This is a genomic window from Williamsia sp. MIQD14 (genome assembly GCF_051025635.1).
Lineage (GTDB): Bacteria > Actinomycetota > Actinomycetes > Mycobacteriales > Mycobacteriaceae > Williamsia_A.
Map to the genome: position 1 here is coordinate 248741 of NZ_JBPFDG010000005.1, position 19740 is coordinate 268480.

At 70.8% G+C, this 19740-nt stretch carries 18 protein-coding genes; 6 read left to right on the forward strand and 12 right to left on the reverse strand.

Annotation, left to right across the window (positions count from 1 at the left end):
- Positions 1-80: 80 nt before the first annotated feature.
- Genes ACQ7HM_RS18620 through ACQ7HM_RS18630 form a run of 3 tightly spaced genes read left to right on the forward strand, consistent with a single transcriptional unit; the run spans position 81 to position 2991 of the window.
- Complete coding sequence (locus ACQ7HM_RS18620) at positions 81-1478, forward strand: SDR family NAD(P)-dependent oxidoreductase (RefSeq protein WP_434217974.1); 1398 nt, start codon at positions 81-83, stop codon at positions 1476-1478.
- The gene (locus ACQ7HM_RS18625) at positions 1475-1966 is read left to right on the forward strand and encodes a DinB family protein (RefSeq protein ID WP_434217735.1); all 492 of its coding nucleotides are present in this window, start codon (positions 1475-1477) and stop codon (positions 1964-1966) included. The genes ACQ7HM_RS18620 and ACQ7HM_RS18625 overlap by 4 nt, the downstream gene beginning before the upstream one ends.
- Positions 1963-2991 (forward strand): nucleoside hydrolase, encoded by a 1029-nt coding sequence (locus tag ACQ7HM_RS18630; RefSeq protein WP_434217736.1) that lies wholly within the window; start codon positions 1963-1965, stop codon positions 2989-2991. The genes ACQ7HM_RS18625 and ACQ7HM_RS18630 overlap by 4 nt, the downstream gene beginning before the upstream one ends.
- Here the strand turns inward: ACQ7HM_RS18630 and ACQ7HM_RS18635 are convergent.
- From ACQ7HM_RS18635 to ACQ7HM_RS18690, 12 genes are all read right to left on the reverse strand, one after another.
- A complete protein-coding gene (locus ACQ7HM_RS18635) occupies positions 2979-4100 on the reverse strand; it encodes an MSMEG_0565 family glycosyltransferase (protein ID WP_434217737.1) in 1122 nt (373 codons plus the stop codon). The genes ACQ7HM_RS18630 and ACQ7HM_RS18635 overlap by 13 nt on opposite strands.
- A 12-nt stretch (positions 4101-4112) precedes the next feature.
- On the reverse strand, positions 4113-5012 hold the full coding sequence (locus tag ACQ7HM_RS18640) for a carbon-nitrogen hydrolase family protein (RefSeq protein ID WP_434217738.1): 900 nt from the start codon (positions 5010-5012) through the stop codon (positions 4113-4115).
- 25 nt (positions 5013-5037) lie between these two features.
- On the reverse strand, positions 5038-6474 hold the full coding sequence (locus tag ACQ7HM_RS18645; protein ID WP_434217739.1) for an MSMEG_0567/sll0787 family protein: 1437 nt from the start codon (positions 6472-6474) through the stop codon (positions 5038-5040).
- Between the two features lies 1 nt (position 6475).
- Positions 6476-7531: an MSMEG_0568 family radical SAM protein gene (locus ACQ7HM_RS18650; RefSeq protein WP_434217740.1), complete on the reverse strand. Its 1056-nt coding sequence runs from the start codon at positions 7529-7531 to the stop codon at positions 6476-6478.
- 9 nt (positions 7532-7540) lie between these two features.
- Positions 7541-8065: an MSMEG_0572/Sll0783 family nitrogen starvation response protein gene (locus tag ACQ7HM_RS18655; protein ID WP_045822735.1), complete on the reverse strand. Its 525-nt coding sequence runs from the start codon at positions 8063-8065 to the stop codon at positions 7541-7543.
- Between the two features lie 143 nt (positions 8066-8208).
- Positions 8209-9672 carry an AMP-binding protein gene (locus ACQ7HM_RS18660; RefSeq protein WP_434217741.1) on the reverse strand — a complete coding sequence of 488 codons (1464 nt, stop codon included), beginning with the start codon at positions 9670-9672 and terminating at the stop codon, positions 8209-8211.
- A 16-nt stretch (positions 9673-9688) separates the two neighbouring features.
- A complete protein-coding gene (locus ACQ7HM_RS18665) occupies positions 9689-11005 on the reverse strand; it encodes an MSMEG_0569 family flavin-dependent oxidoreductase (RefSeq protein WP_434217742.1) in 1317 nt (438 codons plus the stop codon).
- A complete protein-coding gene (locus tag ACQ7HM_RS18670; protein WP_434217743.1) occupies positions 11002-11307 on the reverse strand; it encodes an MSMEG_0570 family nitrogen starvation response protein in 306 nt (101 codons plus the stop codon). Before ACQ7HM_RS18670 ends, ACQ7HM_RS18665 begins: the two co-directional genes overlap by 4 nt.
- Positions 11300-12202 carry a carbon-nitrogen hydrolase family protein gene (locus ACQ7HM_RS18675; RefSeq protein WP_434217744.1) on the reverse strand — a complete coding sequence of 301 codons (903 nt, stop codon included), beginning with the start codon at positions 12200-12202 and terminating at the stop codon, positions 11300-11302. Before ACQ7HM_RS18675 ends, ACQ7HM_RS18670 begins: the two co-directional genes overlap by 8 nt.
- Positions 12203-12352: 150 nt before the next feature.
- On the reverse strand, positions 12353-13345 hold the full coding sequence (gene meaB / locus ACQ7HM_RS18680) for a methylmalonyl Co-A mutase-associated GTPase MeaB (RefSeq protein ID WP_434217745.1): 993 nt from the start codon (positions 13343-13345) through the stop codon (positions 12353-12355).
- A gap of 28 nt (positions 13346-13373) precedes the next feature.
- Positions 13374-15680, reverse strand: a complete 2307-nt coding sequence (gene scpA / locus ACQ7HM_RS18685; protein WP_434217746.1) for a methylmalonyl-CoA mutase — start codon at positions 15678-15680, stop codon at positions 13374-13376.
- Positions 15677-17575 (reverse strand): methylmalonyl-CoA mutase family protein, encoded by a 1899-nt coding sequence (locus ACQ7HM_RS18690; protein ID WP_434217747.1) that lies wholly within the window; start codon positions 17573-17575, stop codon positions 15677-15679. Before ACQ7HM_RS18690 ends, scpA begins: the two co-directional genes overlap by 4 nt.
- Positions 17576-17786: 211 nt before the next feature.
- On the opposite strand from ACQ7HM_RS18690, the gene ACQ7HM_RS18695 reads away from it, so the two are divergent.
- Genes ACQ7HM_RS18695 through ACQ7HM_RS18705 form a run of 3 tightly spaced genes read left to right on the forward strand, consistent with a single transcriptional unit; the run spans position 17787 to position 19727 of the window.
- Positions 17787-18509 (forward strand): TVP38/TMEM64 family protein, encoded by a 723-nt coding sequence (locus tag ACQ7HM_RS18695; protein WP_434217748.1) that lies wholly within the window; start codon positions 17787-17789, stop codon positions 18507-18509.
- Between the two features lie 46 nt (positions 18510-18555).
- Positions 18556-19155, forward strand: coding sequence for a hypothetical protein (locus ACQ7HM_RS18700; RefSeq protein ID WP_434217749.1), 600 nt, complete (start codon positions 18556-18558; stop codon positions 19153-19155).
- Positions 19152-19727, forward strand: coding sequence for a hypothetical protein (locus tag ACQ7HM_RS18705; protein ID WP_434217750.1), 576 nt, complete (start codon positions 19152-19154; stop codon positions 19725-19727). The genes ACQ7HM_RS18700 and ACQ7HM_RS18705 overlap by 4 nt, the downstream gene beginning before the upstream one ends.
- The last annotated feature ends 13 nt before the right edge of the window (positions 19728-19740 follow it).

A 19740-nucleotide genomic window follows, 5' to 3' on the forward strand; every position in this document is an offset into this window, starting at 1 on the left:
GTGCCGGACGCCGCGCCTCTCTACACTGGCCTCCCGTGACCTCACCGATCGATCCGCCGCACCAGATCGATCCGGCAGACATGGCCACGGTCCGGCGCGTCCTCGATCAGGTGGCGACCATGGACACCGCCCACCCCGACTCGATCGAGGTGCAGCGCGCGGTGGCCCATATGTTCAAACTCGCCAAACGGTCGAAGAAGAAGGCCCGCCACGCCGAGCGCCTCGCCGCCGATCGCGCCGTCCTCGGTGCCACCGCCACCGGATCGGCCGACCGCATCGACGACGAGACCGCGGGCGTCGGGCTGTCGGGTGACGGGAGCGGCGTCGCCGGGCACCTCCTCCGGCCGCAGGCCTGCTACATCTGCAAGACCGAGTACACCGAGGTCAACGCCTTCCATCACCAACTGTGTCCGGACTGCGCCGCCGACAACCGGGCGCGCCGCAACCAGCGGACCGACCTCACCGGACGTCGCGCCCTGCTCACCGGCGGCCGCGCGAAGATCGGCATGTACATCGCGCTGATGCTCCTGCGCGACGGCGCCGAGCTGACCATCACCACCCGTTTTCCCCGCGACGCCGCCCGGCGCTTCGCCCGACAGGACGACGCCGACGAGTGGCTGCACCGCCTCACCATCGTCGGTATCGACCTCCGTGACCCGGCGCAGGTGGTCGCCCTCGCCGACTCGGTCGCCGACCGCGGCCACCTCGACATCCTGGTGAACAACGCCGCGCAGACCGTGCGGCGTTCGCCGGGTTCCTACCGTTCCCTCGTCGACGCCGAGGCCACTCCCCTGCGCGGCGCCGCGGCGGCGATCCCGGCGCTGACGATGGGCGACAGCTCGGAGCTGCACCCGAACGCGCTCGCCGGAGGGTCGAGTTCCGACGCGGCCGCGGAATCGCTGGCGGCCCTGGCGATGACCGCCGGATCGGCGTCACCCGCGCGCATCGCCGACGGCACCGCCGTCGACGCAGGCGGGCTGCTCCCCGACCTCGTGAGTTCCAACAGCTGGGTCGCGTCGGTCGACCACGTCGACCCTCTCGAACTCCTCGAGGTGCAGCTGTGCAACAGCGTGGCGCCGTTCATCCTGCTGTCGCGGCTCACCCCGGCGTTGCGGGCCTCGCCCGCCCGACGCAAGTACGTCGTCAACGTCTCGGCAATGGAGGGCATCTTCTCGCGCGGTTACAAAGGCCCCGGGCATCCGCACACCAACATGGCCAAGGCGGCTCTGAACATGTTGACCCGCACCAGCGCCGGGGAGCTGTTCGACGACGGCATCCTGGTCACCGCGGTCGACACCGGGTGGATCACCGACGAACGCCCGCACGAGTCCAAGATGCGCCTGGCCGACGAGGGTTTCCGAGCGCCACTCGATCTCGTCGACGGCGCGGCGCGGGTGTACCACCCGATCGTCGACGGCGAGAACGGGATCGACCTCTACGGCTGCTTCCTCAAGGACTTCGAGCGGTACCCGTGGTGACCGATCCGTTGCAGGCGGCCGCGGGCACCGTCATCGACGAGACCCTCGCGGCGATGCGGACGATCGTCGCCGACCTCGGTGACGATCTGGCGAACGTCACCCCGCCTCTGCCGCAGACCAATTCGCCGTACGCGATTGTCTTCCACTGCGTCGAGCTGACGAAGTTCTGGGCGGGCAGCGTCATCGGCGGCGAGCAGATCCCCCGCGACCGCGACGCCGAGTTCCACGCCACGGGCACCGTGGCGGACCTGTGCGATGCTCTCGACGACCTGAGGGCCCGCGTCGGGGACTGGCTGCACATCGCCGTCACCGAGGGTGTGCGCGACCGTGAGGTGCGCGGGTCGACCCGTACCGCCGACATCGCCGAGGCCACCCCGCAGTGGATCGTGCTGCACGTCGTCCGTGAACTCGCCCAACACCTCGGCCAGCTCGAACTGACCCGCGACGTTCTGTGCGCCGAGCCGCCGACCCGGGAGATCCGCGAATGAGCGCACACCCCCTCGTGTTCGACTGCGACACCGGCATCGACGACTCCCTCGCGCTGCTGTACCTGCTCGCCCGTCCCGACGCCGATCTGCTCGCCGTGCTCTCCACGGCCGGCAACGTGCCCGCGGACGTGGTGTGCGCCAACAACCTCGCCTGGCTGGAGCTGTGTGGACGCGACGACGTCGAGGTGTGCCTCGGCGCGTCGTCGCCGTTGGTCGCCGACCTGATGACGACCGAGGACACCCACGGACCGATGGGCATCGGGTACGCCGACCTGCCACCGGCGCCCCGCGCACCGTCGTCGCGGTCGGCCGCCGACGCGTGGATCGAGATCACCGCCGAGCGACCGGGCGAGGTGGTCGGACTGGTCACGGGGCCGCTGACGAACCTCGCGCTGGCCATCGAGCGTGATCCGGAACTGCCGTCGCGTCTGCGGCGTCTGGTGGTGATGGGCGGTGCGTTCCACCATCCGGGGAACACGACCCCGACCTCGGAATGGAACATCGCGGTCGATCCCGAGGCCGCACAGAGGGTGTTCGCCGCCTTCGGTCGCGACGGCGCGCCCGCTCCCGTCATCTGCCCCCTCGACCTCACCGAGACGATCGTGATGACTCCCGACCACCTCGGGCGTCTGGCCGCGCAGGCCGGCAGCGCCCCCGTGGAACAACCGTCGGTGACCGACGAGCGTGGCCTGCGGTCGGTGGCCGACAACCCGGTGGTGCGCCACCTCGTCGACGCCGTCCGGTTCTACTTCGAGTTCCACGCCGATCACGACGAGGGTTACATCGCGCACATGCACGACCCGTTCGCCGCAGCGGTCGCGCTCGATCCGTCGATGGTCAGCACGCGTCCCGCCGTCGTCGACGTCGAACTGGTCGGTGCGCTGACCCGCGGCACCACCGTCGCCGACGAACGCGGCATGTGGGGGCGAGATCCCAACGCCGCCATCGCGACTGCGACCGACCCCGATGCGTTCTTCGACGACCTCGTCGACCGGATCGCCGCGCTCGCCGCTCAGCTGCGCTGACCCGGACCGGACCGTGTGGGCCCGGGGTGCGCGGCGTAGAACTCGAGATGCCGCGCCGCGGCGGCCTCCCAGGTCATCGATCGCGCCAGAGCGCGGCCGGCGTGGGCACGGTCGGGGTCGGGGGTGATCGCCTCGGCCAGGCGTGCGGCCAGGTCGTCCACCGTGGCGGCGTAGGAGACGGTGTCGCCGAACACCTCTCGCAGCACCGGCAGATCGCGTGCGACGACCGGCCGGCCGGCGGCCAGCGCCTCCATCGCCGCGAGTCCGAATCCCTCCTTCACCGACGGGAACGCGAACACCTCGGCCGATGCGACGAGGGCGGGCAGCTCGTCGTCGTCGACGGTGCCCAGCACCACCGGTGCGACGGCGAGCTCCGCGCGCCGACGGTCGAACGCCTCGCGATAGTCCCGGTAGTCGAACAGCGTCTCCCCGCCGGCGAAGACCAGCGCGACGTCGGGGTGCGAGACCTGCAGCCGCGCATACGCTTCGAGCAGATCGAGGCTGCCCTTGCGGGGTTCGATGCCGCCGACGGCGAGGATGTGGCGACCGAGACGATCGCGCCACCGGTCGCGTCGCGCGGTCGCCTCGGGGGTGTCGGCGGCGGCAGCGATGAACCGGTCGGCGTCGACGCCGTTTCCGATCACGGTCGGGTGATGTCCCCAGCCCGCGGTCACCTCCGCGGCCACCGCGTCCGACACGCAGATGTGGGCGTAGGGCTCAACGATGGCCTTCTCGTGGCAGTCCGCGAGCACGGGCGTGGTGAACGTGTCGAGGTGGTGCACGGTGCGGATACAGGCGCCGACGGCGTTGGCGCTGATGCAGTCCTGTGCGTGGACGATGTCGTGGTCGTCGGGGGTGAAGGCGCGCCGCATCGTGTCGATGGACCGGACGATGCGCTCGGTGACCGACTCGTCGTCGACGGTCGGGAAGTCGATGAGCCGCAGGCGGACCCGTGGATCGACGGCACGGAAGAAACCGCGGTCGCCCGCACGGGCCAGCGACCACACCGTCACCTGTGCACCGGCGTCGACGAGCGCCTCGGCGAGGTTCAGCGTGTGCACGACCCCGCCGCGCGGCTTGGTGGAGTAGGTGATCAGAGCGATGTGCACGGGTCCTCCTCCCTAGACCGAGGGCAACGTCTGCGGCGCCGGGACCGGGTCGGTGCCGGCCGGTGTCGACGAGGTATAGGTGTCGGGTCGCCGTTCCGCGAGATGGTGCAACACCTTTCGCGCGCGGCTGATCTCGGCCTCGACGTCCATCGTCACCGTGGCCATACCGCCCTTCGACCGGGTCGTGGCGAGGATCTCGCCACCGGGACCGACGATCTTGGCCTGACCGAGGAATCGCAACGACCCCATCACGCCGGTCTGGTTCGACGACACCACCACCACCTGGTTCTCCGCCGCGCGGGCGGCGTCGTAGAGGTCGAACAGTCGTGACTGGCGGTCGGCGGGCAGCCGCGATGCGCGATCGGTGACGCTCGCCGGCCACGCCGACAACGCGGCGATGACATGCGCACCGTCGAGGGCGACGGCACGGGCTGCCTCCGGGAAGGTCTTGTCGTAGTCGATGAGCATCCCCATCCGGCCGACGGGGGTGTCGAAGGCGGCGAACCGATCGCCCGCGGTGTACGCGATGGACTCCCCCGCGGGTTGATGCACCTTGCGGTGGGTGCCGAGGACGCCGTCTCCGCTCACGCACACCGCCGAGTTGTATCCGCTGCGCGGGGCGTCGAGTCCCCCGTCGGCGACCTCGGCGTACCCGACGCACACCGTCATGGCACCGGCCGCGGCGATGATCGCCGCGATCTCGGGGCCGTCGGTCGCGAGGACCGGCGGCAGTTCGGTCAGGTCGGGACTGCGCAGATCGCCGATGTACCCGCCGAGGCTGGCGTCGGGGAACACGAGGAGATCGACGCCGTCGCGACGGGCGGATTCCACGATCCCGATGACCTTGGCGACGCTGCGTTCGAGATCGCGGCCGAAGTGTGCGGCCACCGCGCCGAGGGTGATCGGCGCCATCAGCGTGCACCCGGGCGTTGCGCCCTCACGCGTGACCCAGGCCGGTGACCCCCGCCCGCACAGCGGTCGTCGTCACCCCGTCCGGCCAGCGCAGGCGCACACCGGGAGTCGTGGTCAACCGGCCACACACCGTGCTCACCACATCGCGCGGCAGGCCCGCGGGCGCCGCGGAACCCGCGGGGTCGGCGGTGAGCATCGCGAATCCGGGGAAGCACGTCAGCCAGCTTCCCATGTCGACACCGCCGGGACGGGGAACGGCGGCGACGTCGATCTCGGCGCCGGTCCCGCACGCCTCGGCCAACATCCCGGTGGTGCCCGCGATCCCGGCCATGCTGACGTCCTTCGCCGCGTGCGGGGCGAGGTCACGCACCATCGCGTTCATCGTGCGCAGGTCGACGGTCGAGCGCGTACTCGTCGAATCCCACTGTCCGCCGTGGTATCCGGGGCGCCACCCGCCGCTGACGTCGACGGTGAGCCGGATCTGTTCCCCGACACCCGCGCCGCCGGCCGGGACCGGACGCGATGTGGTGCCCAGAGCGGTCACGGCCAGCGAGGCGGGCACGCCGAGCTGGGTGTGGCCACCGAGCACCGGCACATCCCAGGCGCGGGCGGCGCCGGCCATGCCCCGCACGATCCGGGTCAGTTGGGAGCGTGTGGTCGCGCCGACGGCGTCGAGCAGACCCGTCGGCGTGGCGCCCATCGCGGCGAGGTCGTTGAGGTTGACCAGCACCGAACACCACCCGGCCCATTCGGGGTCGCGGTCGACCATGGAGGGCAGGATGGCGTCGCAGGCGGCGACGATGTCGCTGCCGGGTACGGGGACGCCGTCGTCGCCGGTGAAGCCCGCCGGCCCCAATCCGCCCGATTGTCGTCGGAACGGTTCGAGGGCGTCGGCGAGGAACGATTTGGTCCGCTCGGCGACGTGGGCGATGCGCCGCGGATCCCAGCGCATGCGGACGTGGGGTCGGCCGCCGATCTCGCACACACCGACGTCCTGCCAGCCGAGGTGGGCGAACATCCGTCGGTGCGGTCGCGCGACGGTTGCGTCGAAACGCAGCACGCCGCGCTCGGAGGCGTGCGCGCATGCCGCGCGCACCAGCGCCGGGCCGATCCCGGTGTCGTGACGTGACCGGTCGACGACGAGTCGGCTCCCGGTCCACCACCCGATGTCGTCGTCTCCGAGACCCCAGCCGTGCCGGGGCGCGATGCGCACCCCTCCCACCACGCCCCCCTCGGGGGTGACCGCGACGAGCACGAGGGTGCGTGGGTCGTCGTCGATGTCGTCGATGTCGCTGCCGGGGAACACCTTCTGATCGTCGACGAACGTCGCCCGCCGCAACCGGCGGTAGGCGTCGTGGTGTGCGGGGGTCGTCGCGGGGGTGATGAGATACCCGACCCGGGTGGTGTCGAGGCCACGCGGCTGCCCCGACAGGATCGACATCTCGGCGATCGGCGGGCGCATCTCAGCCGCCGACGTTCGGCAGGATGCTGCACGCACCACAGGCGGCGCACCCCGCGTTCTGGTCGGCACCGCTCATCCCGGACAAACGCAGATGTTCGGCCACACCGCGCGAGACCTTCTCCAGGACAGCCGCGTCCGGTGCGTGCGCTCCGTCGGTGTCGACGGCGAGGGTGCCCGGGTGCGGACGGAACGGGACGACGAACGGGTAGACGCCGGCGTCGATCAGGTCACGCGCACCGGCGACCATCTCGTCGGGGTCCTCGCCGAGACCGACGATCAGGTAGGTCGACACCTGGTTGCGCCCGAAGACGCGGACCGCCTCGGCCCAGGCCGCCCGGTACTCCGCGAGTGCGACGGTGGCCTTGCCCGGCATCCATCGTCGACGGACGTCGTCGTCGAGGGACTCGACGTGGATGCCGATCGACCGGGCGCCGGCCTCGTACAGCTCGGTGATGGTGCCCAGATCGGCGGGCGGTTCGCACTGCACCTGGATGGGGAGGTCGGGTACCGCCGCACGTACCGCACGCACACACCGTGCGAGATGCCGGGCGCCACGGTCACTCCCGGCCGAGGTGCCGGTGGTCATCACCATCTGCCGTACACCGTCGAGGCGGACCGCTGCCTCGGCGACCTCGGCCAACTCGTGCGGCTTCTTCACCGCGACGGTGGCCCCCGACCGCAGCGACTCCTCGATCGAACAGAAACGACACCGCTGGTCCTCGTCGTAGCGGATACATGTCTGCACCACCGTGGTCGCCAGCACGTCCCGTCCGTGCAGCCTCGCCAGCTTCTCGTAGGCGATGCCGTCGGCGGTCTGCAGATCGTAGAACCGTGGGCGGTCGACCGCGGCGACGTCCAGGCCGGTGTCCACGCCGTCGAGCAGCACCCTGTCCCCGTCGAAGACGAACGGGCTCAACGGGTTGCGCGGGATCGCGGCGGGCAGCCCGTCGATGACGAGATGTCCGTCGTCGCTGGGACCGGCGCCGGGCGACCGGGTGACCGGGGCACTGCCCCGGAAGCCGAGCAGCGCGAGATCGACGCGCGTGGATACCGACATGTCCGTCTCCTAGACCATGTACGTCGAGTTGATGATGGCGCCCTTGCGGGCGTAGTGGATGAGCGCGTCCTGCACGTCGAGCGGGTGGGCAGGGATGACGCCCTCGATGAGGTCCTCCTCACGCCCGCCGTGCAGCGCGAGTCCGAAGCGACAGCAGTAGACGGTGCCGCCCTCGGCGATGAACGTCTCCAGCGAGCCGTTGATGTTCTGCTCACCCGGGAAGCCGGAGTCCCCCGTGGTCGGGAATCCGCGTGTCGCCGAACAGTTCATGGCGCCGGGACCGTAGAAGTAGATCGCCGACTCGAAGCCCTTGCGCAACGCGCGGGTGGCCTGCAGAACCGCGACGAAACTGACCGACGATTCGTGGGCGATGCCGTGTACCAGGGTGAAGTACGTCTCGCCGTCCTCGGCCTGGTAGTCGGGGAACAGCTTCGTCGAGCCGTAGATGTTCGATCCCTTGGGGAGTGAGGGGTGCGGGATCTCGGCGAGAGACTTGGCGATGTTCTCGGCGATCTGGTCGTCGATCTCGGACATGGGTCCTCCTGGAGGTGGGGAGATGACACGGCGTCATCTCTTCGGTTGTCCCGACTGGTTCGATGTCGAGTACACATGGGAGCCGTTTCCGGCTGGTTGTGGATGGAACAACGCGTTGTTACACAAACGATCCCGCGTTGCGATCAGGTTTCGGCAACCGCTGCGACCGTCGCGGGCAGCGACGACCGGCGCACCTTGCCCGCGGCGTTGCGGACCGGCGCGCGCCTCACGGTGATGGTCCCGGTGGCGCAGTGTGCGGCGAGGTGAGCGCGGGTGAAGGCCGCAACCGTGTGTCGGCCGACCTGCGCGTCACCGATGTCGACGACCGCACACAACCGCGGGTCGCCGTTGCGGGCCCGGGCCCCGTAGACCACGGCGTCGCGGACGGCGGGATGTCCGACGATGCCCTGTTCGAGTCGGGTGGGATAGATGTCGGTGGTCCCGCACGTGACCACCCGTGTGCGCCGGTCGACGATGTGGAGCCACCCGTCGTCGTCGACGACGCCGATGTCGCCGAGGGTGTCCCACCCCGCGGCGTCACGGTGGGAGTCGGCGCCGAGGTAGCGATACCGCGTCCCGCCCGATCGGCGCATCCAGATCTCGCCGATCTCGCCCGGTTCGGCGCGGCTTCCGTCGGCACGCCGGATGCACAGCTCGGTGTCGCCGAGTGGCCTCCCGACGCTTCCGGGGTGACGCAACCAGTCGACGCCGTCGATCATGGTGAGGCCGTTGGACTCGCTGCCGGCGTAGATCTCCACCACCCGTCGCGCGCCCACCAGGTCGATGAGGGCGCGTTTGTCGGCCTCGGGACACGGTGCGCCCAGATGCAGGACGGTCTCGAGGGAATCGAGGTCGGCTCTCGACCGCCGCGCGGTGTCGGACCGCACGAGTCGGTGGATCTGGTGCGGGGTGAGCATCATCCACGTCACGCGGTGCTCGGCGACGACGGCGGGCAGAGCCGCGACGTCGAGGGGGTCGGCGAGGACGAGGCTGTGGTCGGTCATCAGCCCGCGGAAGGCGTAGGTGAACGTCGCCGAGTGCCACATCGGTCCCGTCACCAGCGCGACTGCGGACCGCGGGAGGAACGCGGGCGCGGCGGCATCGGGATCGAAACGCGCGGGGGCCGTCGCCGCCACCACCTTCGGGGTCCCCGTGCTCCCCGAGGAGGTCGGTGCCTTCCAGCTCGAGGCCCATCGATCCTCGACCGGTCCGGTCGGCACCGAGGTCGGTGCGACGGCCCCGGTCGGCCAGCAGGGAAGGCTCTCGTCGACCGGTGGCGCGCCGACGACCAGCGCCGGCCGCGCGACGCGTTCCACGACCGCCCTCTCGTCGGTGCCCAGGTCGGGTGCCAGCGGCTGCGGCGTCGCGCCGCACTTCCAGACGGCCGCGCACGCCACGACGAACTCGATCGAGGTGGGCAGGGCGACGGTCACGAGGTCGTCGGTGCCGACGCCGAGCCGGCCGAACACCCGCGACAGGCGATTGCTGCGGCGGTCGAGTTCGGATGCCGTGAGCTGCTCGCCCGTGCGGTGGTCGGTGACCAGCACCCGGCCGGGGTGATCGGCGGCACGCCCCGAGATCAGGCCACCGATGGACTTCTCGGTCACCTGGCGTGGCGCCGGGTCACGGACCGACCGCCAGGCGCAGTGACCCTCCACGGTTGCCCGCGCGGTCGGCGATGACGTCGGCGACGTGGCCGGCGTCGCGGTCGATGCCGAGGAACCGACCCGATCCCCACGTGTGCATCCATGGCAGACCGATGAAGCTGAGGCCGTCGACGGCGGTGATCCCCCGGGTCTGCATGGGTCGACCGCCCCCGTCGAAGGCGCTGGCCTCGATCCACCGGTAATCGGGTCGGTACCCGATGGCCCAGATGATCGTGGTGACGCCGGCGGCGGCGAGGTCGAGTTCGGTGGGATCGGTGTCGGGCTCCCACACCGGCGTGTACCGCGACGGTGGTGGTGCGTCGATCCCGGCTCGGTCGATGTGGGCGTCGATGTCGCGGCAGATGGAGTTGTAGACGGCGTCGGCGGCGTCGAGCGACGCGGTGAGGGTGGGTGCGAATCGCAGCGTGGTGCCCTGACCGTCGACGAGGGTCCCGTAGAGGCCCATCCCCTCGAGCGCGAACGCGCGCAGGTCGACGTCGCGCCCGCCGTCGCGCCCGGTGACGTAGTGGTTGGTCTTCTCCCGTGCCGCGGCGCCACCGGGGTACTGCCGGGCCGGGACGTCGTAGAGACCCATGTCGGCCAACCAGGTCATGGCGTCACGGCCGCGATAGAACCGCGCGACCCGGGGCGCGTTCCCGATCGCGAGGTGGACCGCGCGGCCCTCGAGATGGAGGTCCTCGGCGATCTGCGCACCCGACTGCCCCGACCCGACGACGAGGACCGCGCCGGGCGGCAGGTCGTCGGCGTTGCGGTACTCCTCGGAATGCATCTGGTGCACAGCGGGATCCAGCGAACCCGCGAACGGCGGCACCACAGGGATGGGGTACCCGCCGGTCGCGATGACCACCTCGTCACACGACATCGTGGTGGTCTCGCCGTCGGACTCCAGCGTCAGCTCGAATCCCCCGTCGGATCCGTGGGCCAGGCGCGTCACGCGGGTGTGGGTGATCACCGGCGGTGAGAAGGTCTCGAGCCAGCCGGCGAGCCAGTCGACGACTTCGTCGCGGGTCATGAAGCCGTCCGGGTCGACGCCGTCGTAGGCGTATCCAGGCAACCGGCAGTGCCAGTTCGGGGTGACCAGGGTGAAGTTGTCCCATCGGGTGTCGGCCCACTGGTGCATCGGCGTCTGCGCCTCGATGACGACGTGGTCGATGCCGCGGTCGGCGAGATGCCAACTGACCGACAGCCCTGCCTGCCCACCGCCGATGATCGCGACCGGTGTCCGTTCGGGTGGCTGCTGCGGATCGCGCTCGAGGCGTGCGGCGGTCGTCACGACGCCCCCTGGGTGTCGAGGGCGGGGTGCATCTGTGCGACCGTCACCACGGCGTCGCCGGCGAAATGTGCAGAGCGGGAGACGATCTGTTCGCTGGTCGCCATCGCCGAGGTGCAGGCGAAACCGTACTTGGCCCGCACCCGTTGCGCCGCCTCGTCGAGCGCCGACACCGAGCGGGTCACGAAGTCGTCGACGGTGTAGCTCGCACCGTCGGTCAGATGGTCGTGCATCACCAGGCTCGGTGAGTAACAGCGGTCGACGCTGCCGTCGGGCCACCGGACGTCGAAGGTCATCTCAGGCATGGGTCAGTCCCTTCCAGGCCGCGGTGTGATCGGTGTCGGTGAGCGCGCCGTAGACGTCGGGGCGACGGTCGCGCAGGTGGAACATCCCACCGCGCATCGCGCGGAAGGTCTCCTCGATGTCGACCTCGGCGACGGCCATGCCACTGCCGAGCAGCGTGGTGGCGAGGATGTTGCCGCCCGGGTCGACGACCTTCGCGTTGCCGACGTAGCGCAGGGAACCGAAGGTCCCGGACTGGTTCGAGGCGATCCAGAACACCTGGTTGTCGAGTGCGCGGGCCTGGTCGAAGAGGTTGAACCGGTGGGTCCAGCGGTCGTCCTGCAGGTTCTCGGCGGTCGCGGTGCGGGCGGCCGGCCAGGCCGACAGGCTCGCGATGATCTCCGCGCCGTCGAGCGCCATGGTCCGTGCGGCCTCGGGAAAGGCCTTGTCGTAACAGATCTGGAGTCCCACCCGCCCGACCGGGGTGTCGAAGACGCCGTACCCGTCGCCGGCGGAGTACGACATGTTCTCCCCCAGCGGCTGGTGCACCTTGCGGTAGCTGCCGTAGACCTGTGTGCCGTCGAGCACGGCGGCCGCGTTGTAGCGGATCTCGCTGCCGTCGGGTGCGGTCCCGAGCTCACAGAACCCGATGGCGACGACCATGTCGCCGACGATCTGCCGGACCCGACGGATCTCCGGGCCGTCGAGGGTGATGGCCGGCGGCAGCGACCGCGCGGTGGTCTTCACCGTGTCGCCGTGGTTGCCCAGCGACGACAGGTAGCCGCCGATCGCGGCCTCGGGGAACACGAGGAAGTCGACACCCCGCTCCCGCGCCTGGGCGACCATCGTCTCGATGAGCGCGTAGTTCTGGTCCAGGTCGCGCGTGAAGTTCGCGGACACCCCTGCGATGGTCGTCATGATGGTCCCTCGTCGTGGTTTCGAGCCGGTCTCGTGCTCGAATCCAGTACACGGGTGGGCAATTGCGGGGTGGTTGCGCCCAGAACAACGCCGTGGAGCGCGATGCTCACAGCTGTAATCTCGCCGAAACGTGCTGCGGGTGCCCGGAGGTCAGCCGCGGTCGTCGAACGCGGTCACGATCTCGAGTGCGGCCAACGCCGGGGTCAACGACCCGTCGCGCACCTGCGCCTCGACACGAGCACGGGTGGCCCGCACCGTGGGATCGGTACCGAGGCGGTGCATCAAGGCGTCGGTGACCATCGCCCACATCCAGTCGACCTGCTGCTGGGCCCGTCGGGACTCGAAACGGCCCGCCGCCGCCAACACCTCGCGGTGACGGCAGACGGTGTCCCAGAACTCCCGTACACCGGTGTTCTCCAGGGCGCTCATGGTCAGCACCGGGGGGAGCCACAGAGCGTCGTGGGGATAGAGCAGTCGCAGTGCGCCGCCGAGTTCCTTCGCCGCCGAACGCGCCTCGCGCTCGTGTTTGCCGTCGGCCTTGTTGACCACCACGACGTCGGCGAGCTCGAGGACGCCCTTCTTGATGCCCTGCAACGAGTCCCCGGTACGAGCGAGGGTCAGGAAGCAGAAGCTGTCGACCATGTTCGCGACCGTCACCTCCGACTGGCCGACCCCGACGGTCTCGACGAGGACGACGTCGAATCCCGCCGCCTCGAGCAGCACGATCGTCTCCCGGGTGGCCTTGGCGACGCCGCCGAGCGTGCCCGAGGTCGGCGACGGCCGGATGTAGGCCTGTGGGTGCACCGACAGGCGCCCCATCCGCGTCTTGTCGCCCAGGATGGAGCCACCGGTACGGGTCGACGACGGGTCGACGGCGAGCACGGCGACCTTGTGACCCTGCTCGATGAGGTACATGCCGAGCGCCTCGATCGTGGTCGACTTGCCCACGCCGGGGACGCCGGTGATCCCGACGCGATAGGAGCGCCCCGCATCGGGCGTCAGCTCCAGGAGCAGTTCCTGGGCGAGCGCGCGGTGGTCGGCGCGCGTCGACTCCACCAGCGTGATCGCCCGGGCGAGCTGGGGTCGGCGATCGGCCCGGATGTCGTCGGCGAGCGTCGCGGGATCGATGGGTGCGGGAGGCATCAGCGCGGCGGGGGGCCGTTCCGGTCGGTCATCCGGCGGCCGCCGAACTCGGCAGGGCGTGACCGAGCTGTGCGGCGAGCTTGGTGACCAGTTCCACGGCGCTGTCGGCGATCACGGTGCCGGGCGGGAAGATCGCCGTGGCTCCGGCCGCGTACAGCTCGTCGAAGTCGCCGGGTGGGATGACGCCGCCGACGACGATCATGATGTCCTCGCGGCCGACCGCGGCGAGCGCCGACCGCAGCGCGGGCACCAACGTGAGGTGTCCCGCGGCCAGCGAGCTGACCCCGACGACGTGCACGTCGTTGTCGGCGGCCTGACGGGCCACCTCGTCGGGCGTCTGGAACAGCGGACCCACGTCGACGTCGAATCCGAGGTCGGCGAACGCGGTGGCGATCACCTTCTGGCCGCGGTCGTGTCCGTCCTGGCCCATCTTCGCGATGAGCACGCGGGGTCGTCGGCCCTCGGCCTCGGCGAATTCCTCCACGATGGCGATCGCGGCATCGATGTTGCTCACCTGCCCGGCCTCATGTCGGTACACCCCGCTGATGGTCTTGATCTCCGCCTGGTGCCGACCGTAGACCTTCTCCAGCGCCTCGGAGATCTCGCCCACCGTCGCCATGTGCCGCGCCGCCTCGATGGCCAGCGCCATCAGGTTGTTCTCGACACCCGTGTCGGCGCCGGTACCACCCTCGGTCGACGTGCCGGTGGCCTCGGCGGCCCGGGTGAGGTCCGCCAGGGCCGCGGCGACCGCGTCGGAATCGCGTGTGGCGCGCAGCGACGCCAGCTTCTCGAGCTGCTCGGCACGCACGCGGCTGTTCTCGACCTTGAGGACCTCGACCTCCTGATCGGAGTCGACGGCGTACTTGTTGATGCCGATCACGGGTTGACGCCCCGAGTCGATCCGCGCCTGCGTGCGGGCGGCGGCCTCCTCGATCCGAAGCTTCGGGATGCCCTCGTCGATGGCCTGGGCCATGCCGCCGGCCTCTTCGACCTCGGCGATGTGCGCGCGTGCCCGTTCGGCGAGTCGGTGGGTGAGCCACTCGAGGTAGTACGACCCACCCCACGGGTCGATGGGACGGGTGGTGCCCGATTCCTGCTGTAGCAGCAGCTGGGTGTTGCGGGCGATGCGGGCGGAGAAGTCGGTGGGCAGTGCCAGCGCCTCGTCGAGGGCGTTGGTGTGCAGCGACTGGGTGTGGCCCTGCGTCGCCGCCATCGCCTCGATGCACGTACGCGCGACGTTGTTGAACGGGTCCTGCGCGGTGAGAGACCATCCCGAGGTCTGCGAATGTGTCCGCAGCGACCGCGATTTCGGGTTCTTCGGCTCGAACTGGGCCACCAGCTCACTCCAGATGAGCCGTGCGGCACGGAGTTTGGCGACCTCCATGAAGAAGTTCATGCCGATGCCCCAGAAGAACGACAGACGGGGGGCGAAGGTGTCGATGTCCATGCCCGCGGCGAGTCCGGCCCGGATGTACTCCACACCGTCGGCGAGGGTGTAGGCCAGCTCGAGATCTGCTGTGGCCCCGGCTTCCTGGATGTGATAGCCCGAGATGGAGATCGAGTTGTACTTCGGCATCCGTTCGCTGGTGTAGGCGAAGATGTCGGAGATGATCCGCATCGACGGCTTCGGCGGATAGATGTAGGTGTTGCGGACCATGAACTCTTTGAGGATGTCGTTCTGGATGGTCCCGGCGAGTTTCTCCGGTGCCACCCCCTGCTCCTGCGCCGCGGCGACGTACAGCGCCAGGATCGGCAGCACGGCCCCGTTCATCGTCATGGAGACCGACACCGACCCCAGGTCGATCCCGTCGAACAGCTCACGCATGTCGAGTATCGAGTCGATCGCGACCCCGGCCATGCCGACGTCGCCCTCGACGCGGGGATGGTCCGAGTCGTATCCGCGGTGGGTGGCGAGGTCGAAGGCCACCGACAGGCCCTTCTGGCCCGCCGCTAGGTTGCGTCGGTAGAAGGCGTTGGACTCCGCGGCGGTGGAGAACCCGGCGTACTGACGGATCGTCCACGGCTGGTTGACGTACATCGTCGGGTACGGCCCGCGGAGGAACGGCGCGGTGCCGGGGTAGGTGTCGATCGGGAAACCCTCGGCGACGGCCTCGTCGCGATCGGTGCGTCCGTAGACAGGTCGCACGTCGATGCCCTCGGGGGTCGACCACGTCACCTGCTCGGCGGTGTATCCGTTGGCCGCGGCGCCGGACTCGGCGAGGGCGTCGAGGTCGTCGCGACGGACCTCGGTGGCGTCGGCACCGGCTGCGTCGGGGTCGACGAGAGGGATCTCGGCGAAGCTGCCGATACCGGGTCGGGTCTGCTGTGTCGTCATGCGGGGGCTCCCTGCGATGTGAGCATGTCGAGCAGGTCGGTGAGGACGGCCACCGCATCGACCCCGAGGGTCAGGTACCCGTCCGGGCCGAGCGACTCGTCGTCGGCGGCCGCGGTGTCGGCCAGGGCCTTCCGGGGCCCGGCCAGCAGGACGCGGGTCACCCCGGCCGACCGCAGCGAGGCGATCGCGTCGAGTGCCTCGGTGGCGTAGCGCTTGTCGGTGCCGCAGACGACGGCGACCGTTGACCCGGCGGCCCGTGCCGCCCCGGTGAGATCGTCGGTGGGTCCCGGGTCGATCGCGGCGATACCGCCCGCGGCCATCAGGTTGGCGGCGAACGTGGTGCGCGCGTTGTACTCCGCCACGGTGCCCAGCGGGGCGAGGAACACCGACGGCCGGTCGCCGGTGGCGGCGAGGTGGGCGTCGGACCGGTCGCGCAGCCGCTCGAACGCCTCGCCGTAGCGGGCCGCGGTGGGCGCGACACGGTCGGCCGGAAGGGGTTTCTCGGCGAGGTTCGGGAACTCGGTCACGCCGGTGACGGCGACGCGTCGGTGGGCGATGTCGTCGTCGCGACGCGCGCGGGTCGCGGCCACGTCGTCTGCGAGCGATCCGGAGTCGAGTGCCGCGGAGTACCCGCCGGCCGCGTCGATGCGCTGCAACACCTCCCAGGCCGCCTGCGCCATGCGGTCGGTGAGGTCCTCGACGAACCACGAGCCCGCCGCCGGGTCGAGCACCCGACCCAGGTGCGATTCCTCGAGCAGCAGCAGTTGGGTGTTGCGGGCCATGCGTTCGGCGAAGGTACGCGAGACCCCCAACGCGTCGGGCGGCAGGGCGGCGTCGAACGGCAACACCGTCACCTGATCGGCACCTCCGACGCCGGCGCCGAACGCTCCGAGTGTCGTGCGCAGGAGGTTCACCCACGGGTCGCGCTGGGTCATCATCGCCGACGACGTGACGCCGTGCTGGGGGGCGCCGCCGTGGTCGGGGGCCCCGGCGACCTGCGCGACGCGTGCCCACACGCGGCGTGCCGCACGGAACTTGGCGATCGTCTCGAACTGGGCATCGGTGGCGGCGAGGCGGAACGAGATCTGGTCGAGGGCGTCGGCGACCGTCATGCCGCTCTCGGTGGCCAGCCGCAGGTACTCGACCCCGGCCGCCACCGCCGCACCGATCTCCTGTGCCTCCGAGGCGCCGGCGTCGTGGAACACCGTGCCGTCGACGCAGATGGCCCGGATCGGCTCGGTACGTGCGGCCGCGGCGGCCGCCAGCGACAGGGTGTCGGGGAGGGATGCGGCGTCGCTCCCGGCGAATCGCGCGGTCAGCGGGTCGGCCCCGAGGCAGATGTGGGTGGTCGCCGGATCGGCGCCGGCGGGGCGCGCGTCGAGCAGGGAGAACAGCGCCGAACCGACCGCCGCGGTGTCGGGACCGGCACGCACGGTGAGGGGCGCGAGGTCGAGGAGGACCCCGTCGAGCGCGCGGGTCAGATCGGCGGCGGGGTCGTCGGTGCTCGGGCTCCACCACAGCGCGCTGACCCCGGTGGTCAGGCCGTCGAGGATGGCCGTGTTGACCTCGGCGGGATCGGTTCCCGCGCCCCCGTAGACCGCGGTGACATGCCAGCCGCGCGTGACGTCACGGTCGGCGTCGCGGCCGCGGACGAACGGGAACCGGCCGGGCAGTGCCGGCTCGGAGGTCTCCGTGCCGGGGTCGTAGAGCGGGTCGACGAGGATGTCGTCGTAGGTGGTGGTGGCCAGCAGCGCCGACGCGGGCGCGGTGATCTCCGACGGATCGACGCGACGTGCCTTGGCGAGCACCCCGGCGACGGCCTGCTCCCAGGCGGCGCGGGCGGCGTCGGGGGCGTCGGCGGGCGACGACGCCTGATCTCCTGAGCTCTGAACCACGTGTGGAACTCCTCGTCCCCGGTCGATCCCCGGTGGGTGTGATCGTAGCGGCGGTCGGTCACCGTGCGGTGGCGTCGGCCGCGGTCGACGGTCGCGCGTGGTGAGGCGGGCCTCCTGTGTATCTACCGCATCCGTCGATGAGACGGCGGTCACACCCGTGTGAACGCTCGGTCGGGTGGTCGTGACGAGTCGACGGGTACGGTGAAACACCGTGGTCGGAGCTTTTCGTCGCTGGTGGCGACTCGGTGCGGTGGGTGTCGTCTTCGTGGCCGCCGCGATCACCGCGACCGTCGTCGGTCTGCCCGACGTGGACCAGTTCCGGGAGTGGTCGCAGTCGATCGGCCCCGGATTCGTGATCCTCTTCCTCATCGTCCACGCGGTGGTCTGCGTGGCACCTATCCCGAGGACGATCTTCACCCTGGCCTCGGGTGTCCTGTTCGGACCGGTGCTCGGACTGGCCGTGGCCGTCGTCGCGAGCACCGCCAGCGCGACCGGGGCGTTCCTGCTGGTCCGCGCGCTCGGACGGGATACGGTCGCCGCGCGGCTCACCCACCCGGCCGTGACCGCGGTCAACACACGCCTGGAGCGCCGCGGGTGGTTGGCCGTCGGGTCGCTGCGGATGATCGCGCCCGTGCCGTTCTCGATCATCAACTACTGCGCCGGGTTGTCGGCGGTGCGGCTGCTCCCCTACGTGGCCGCGACGGTGGTCGGCATCCTGCCCGGGACGGTGTCGATCGTGATCCTGGGCAGCGTGATCGGGGGTGGCGCGAATCCCTGGGGTCTGGTGGTGTCGGTGGCCGGTGTCTGCCTGGGGCTGCTGGGCATGGCCCTCGACGCGCGGCTGCCGGTGGCCGCGTCCGTCAAGTCGAAAAGCTTGTCCGACGATAATCAAGCCTCGAGCATTGATTCAAGTCCGGCGACGCCCCGCTCGTAAAGGTTTGACGCTTGACATGCGCAGGTCAACTACGCAGACTTGACGCATGTTCGTGATGACCGTCGACCAGCGACGTAGCCGCCGCGAACGCGACCGGGTCCCGGACCTGCTGGCACGGTTCGCCGACACCCCTGTTGTCCGAGCCTTCGACCGCACCGCCGGCGACGAGGTGCAGGCCGTCGTCGCCGAGGCGTCCACCGTCGTCGACATCACCCTCGTCCTCGCCGAACTCGGCACCTGGAGCATCGGGATCGGTGCCGGCGCGGTCGAGGAGCCGCTGCCCGCCGTCACCCGCGCCGGCCGTGGGCCCGCCTTCGAGGCGGCGCGCGACGCGGTGACCCTCGCCAAGCACGCGCCGGGGTCGGTGTGTGTCCGCGGACCCGACACCGACGCCGCCGCCGACGCCGCGGCCGTCCTCAGCCTTCTCGCGGTCCTGGTCGCACGTCGGTCGCCGGAGGGCCGCGCGGCGGTCGAACAGATGCGGGCCGGTCGATCGCAGAGCGAGGCCGCCGACGCACTCGCCGTCAGCAAACAGGCGGTGTCGCAACGCCTCGCGGTCGCCGGATGGCAGGCCGAGACGGCCGGGCGGCGCACCGCGATCCGTCTGGTCGAGCGCGTCGATCCCGATCGGGGTGGTGCGTCGTGATCGCCCTCGTCATCGTTGCCCTCGTGGTCTCGGCCCTCGCCCCGATCCCTCCACTCCTCGGCCTCCGATCCCCCACCGCGCGCCGTGTCGCCGCGGGCCTCGGGGTCCTCGGCGTGGCCGTGGCGGCGATCGCGGCCGCGGAGACCGACCCGGTCACCGGCGTCGCGCGCGGCCTGGTCCTCGTCCTGGGCGTGACCGCGGCGGCGACCGGCGCCGTCGCCCTCGTGCCCCTGCTGTTCGACATCGTGCGGGCCGAGGACGACCGTGGACCCGCCCCCGGCGACAGCGACCCCGACACCACGGATCCCGACAGCACCGACCCCGCATCGGCGACCGTGACGACACCGCTGCGCGGCGGGCGTCTCATCGGGGTCCTGGAACGCACGGCGGTCGCCGCCGCCGTCCTCGCGGGGTGGCCCGAGGGCATCGCCGTCGTACTGGCGGTGAAGGGTCTCGCGCGTTACCCGGAGATCCGTGCCGCGCATGCCGGGGAACAGTTCATCATCGGCACGTTCGGATCGGTCCTGTGGGCGCTGGCCGTCGCGGGCACCGCGCACCTCGCGCTGTACTGACACCCGCCACGAC

Coding starts and splice junctions, on each gene's coding strand:
- ACQ7HM_RS18620 (WP_434217974.1), top strand. CDS start 81: ATGGCCACGGTCCGGCGCGTCCTCGATCAGGTGGCGACCATGGACACC.
- ACQ7HM_RS18630 (WP_434217736.1), top strand. CDS start 1,963: ATGAGCGCACACCCCCTCGTGTTCGACTGCGACACCGGCATCGACGAC.
- ACQ7HM_RS18640 (WP_434217738.1), bottom strand. CDS start 5,012: ATGGCGCCGATCACCCTCGGCGCGGTGGCCGCACACTTCGGCCGCGAT.
- ACQ7HM_RS18645 (WP_434217739.1), bottom strand. CDS start 6,474: ATGCGCCCGCCGATCGCCGAGATGTCGATCCTGTCGGGGCAGCCGCGT.
- ACQ7HM_RS18650 (WP_434217740.1), bottom strand. CDS start 7,531: ATGTCGGTATCCACGCGCGTCGATCTCGCGCTGCTCGGCTTCCGGGGC.
- ACQ7HM_RS18655 (WP_045822735.1), bottom strand. CDS start 8,065: ATGTCCGAGATCGACGACCAGATCGCCGAGAACATCGCCAAGTCTCTC.
- ACQ7HM_RS18670 (WP_434217743.1), bottom strand. CDS start 11,307: ATGCCTGAGATGACCTTCGACGTCCGGTGGCCCGACGGCAGCGTCGAC.
- ACQ7HM_RS18675 (WP_434217744.1), bottom strand. CDS start 12,202: ATGACGACCATCGCAGGGGTGTCCGCGAACTTCACGCGCGACCTGGAC.
- meaB (WP_434217745.1), bottom strand. CDS start 13,345: ATGCCTCCCGCACCCATCGATCCCGCGACGCTCGCCGACGACATCCGG.
- scpA (WP_434217746.1), bottom strand. CDS start 15,680: ATGACGACACAGCAGACCCGACCCGGTATCGGCAGCTTCGCCGAGATC.
- ACQ7HM_RS18700 (WP_434217749.1), top strand. CDS start 18,556: ATGTTCGTGATGACCGTCGACCAGCGACGTAGCCGCCGCGAACGCGAC.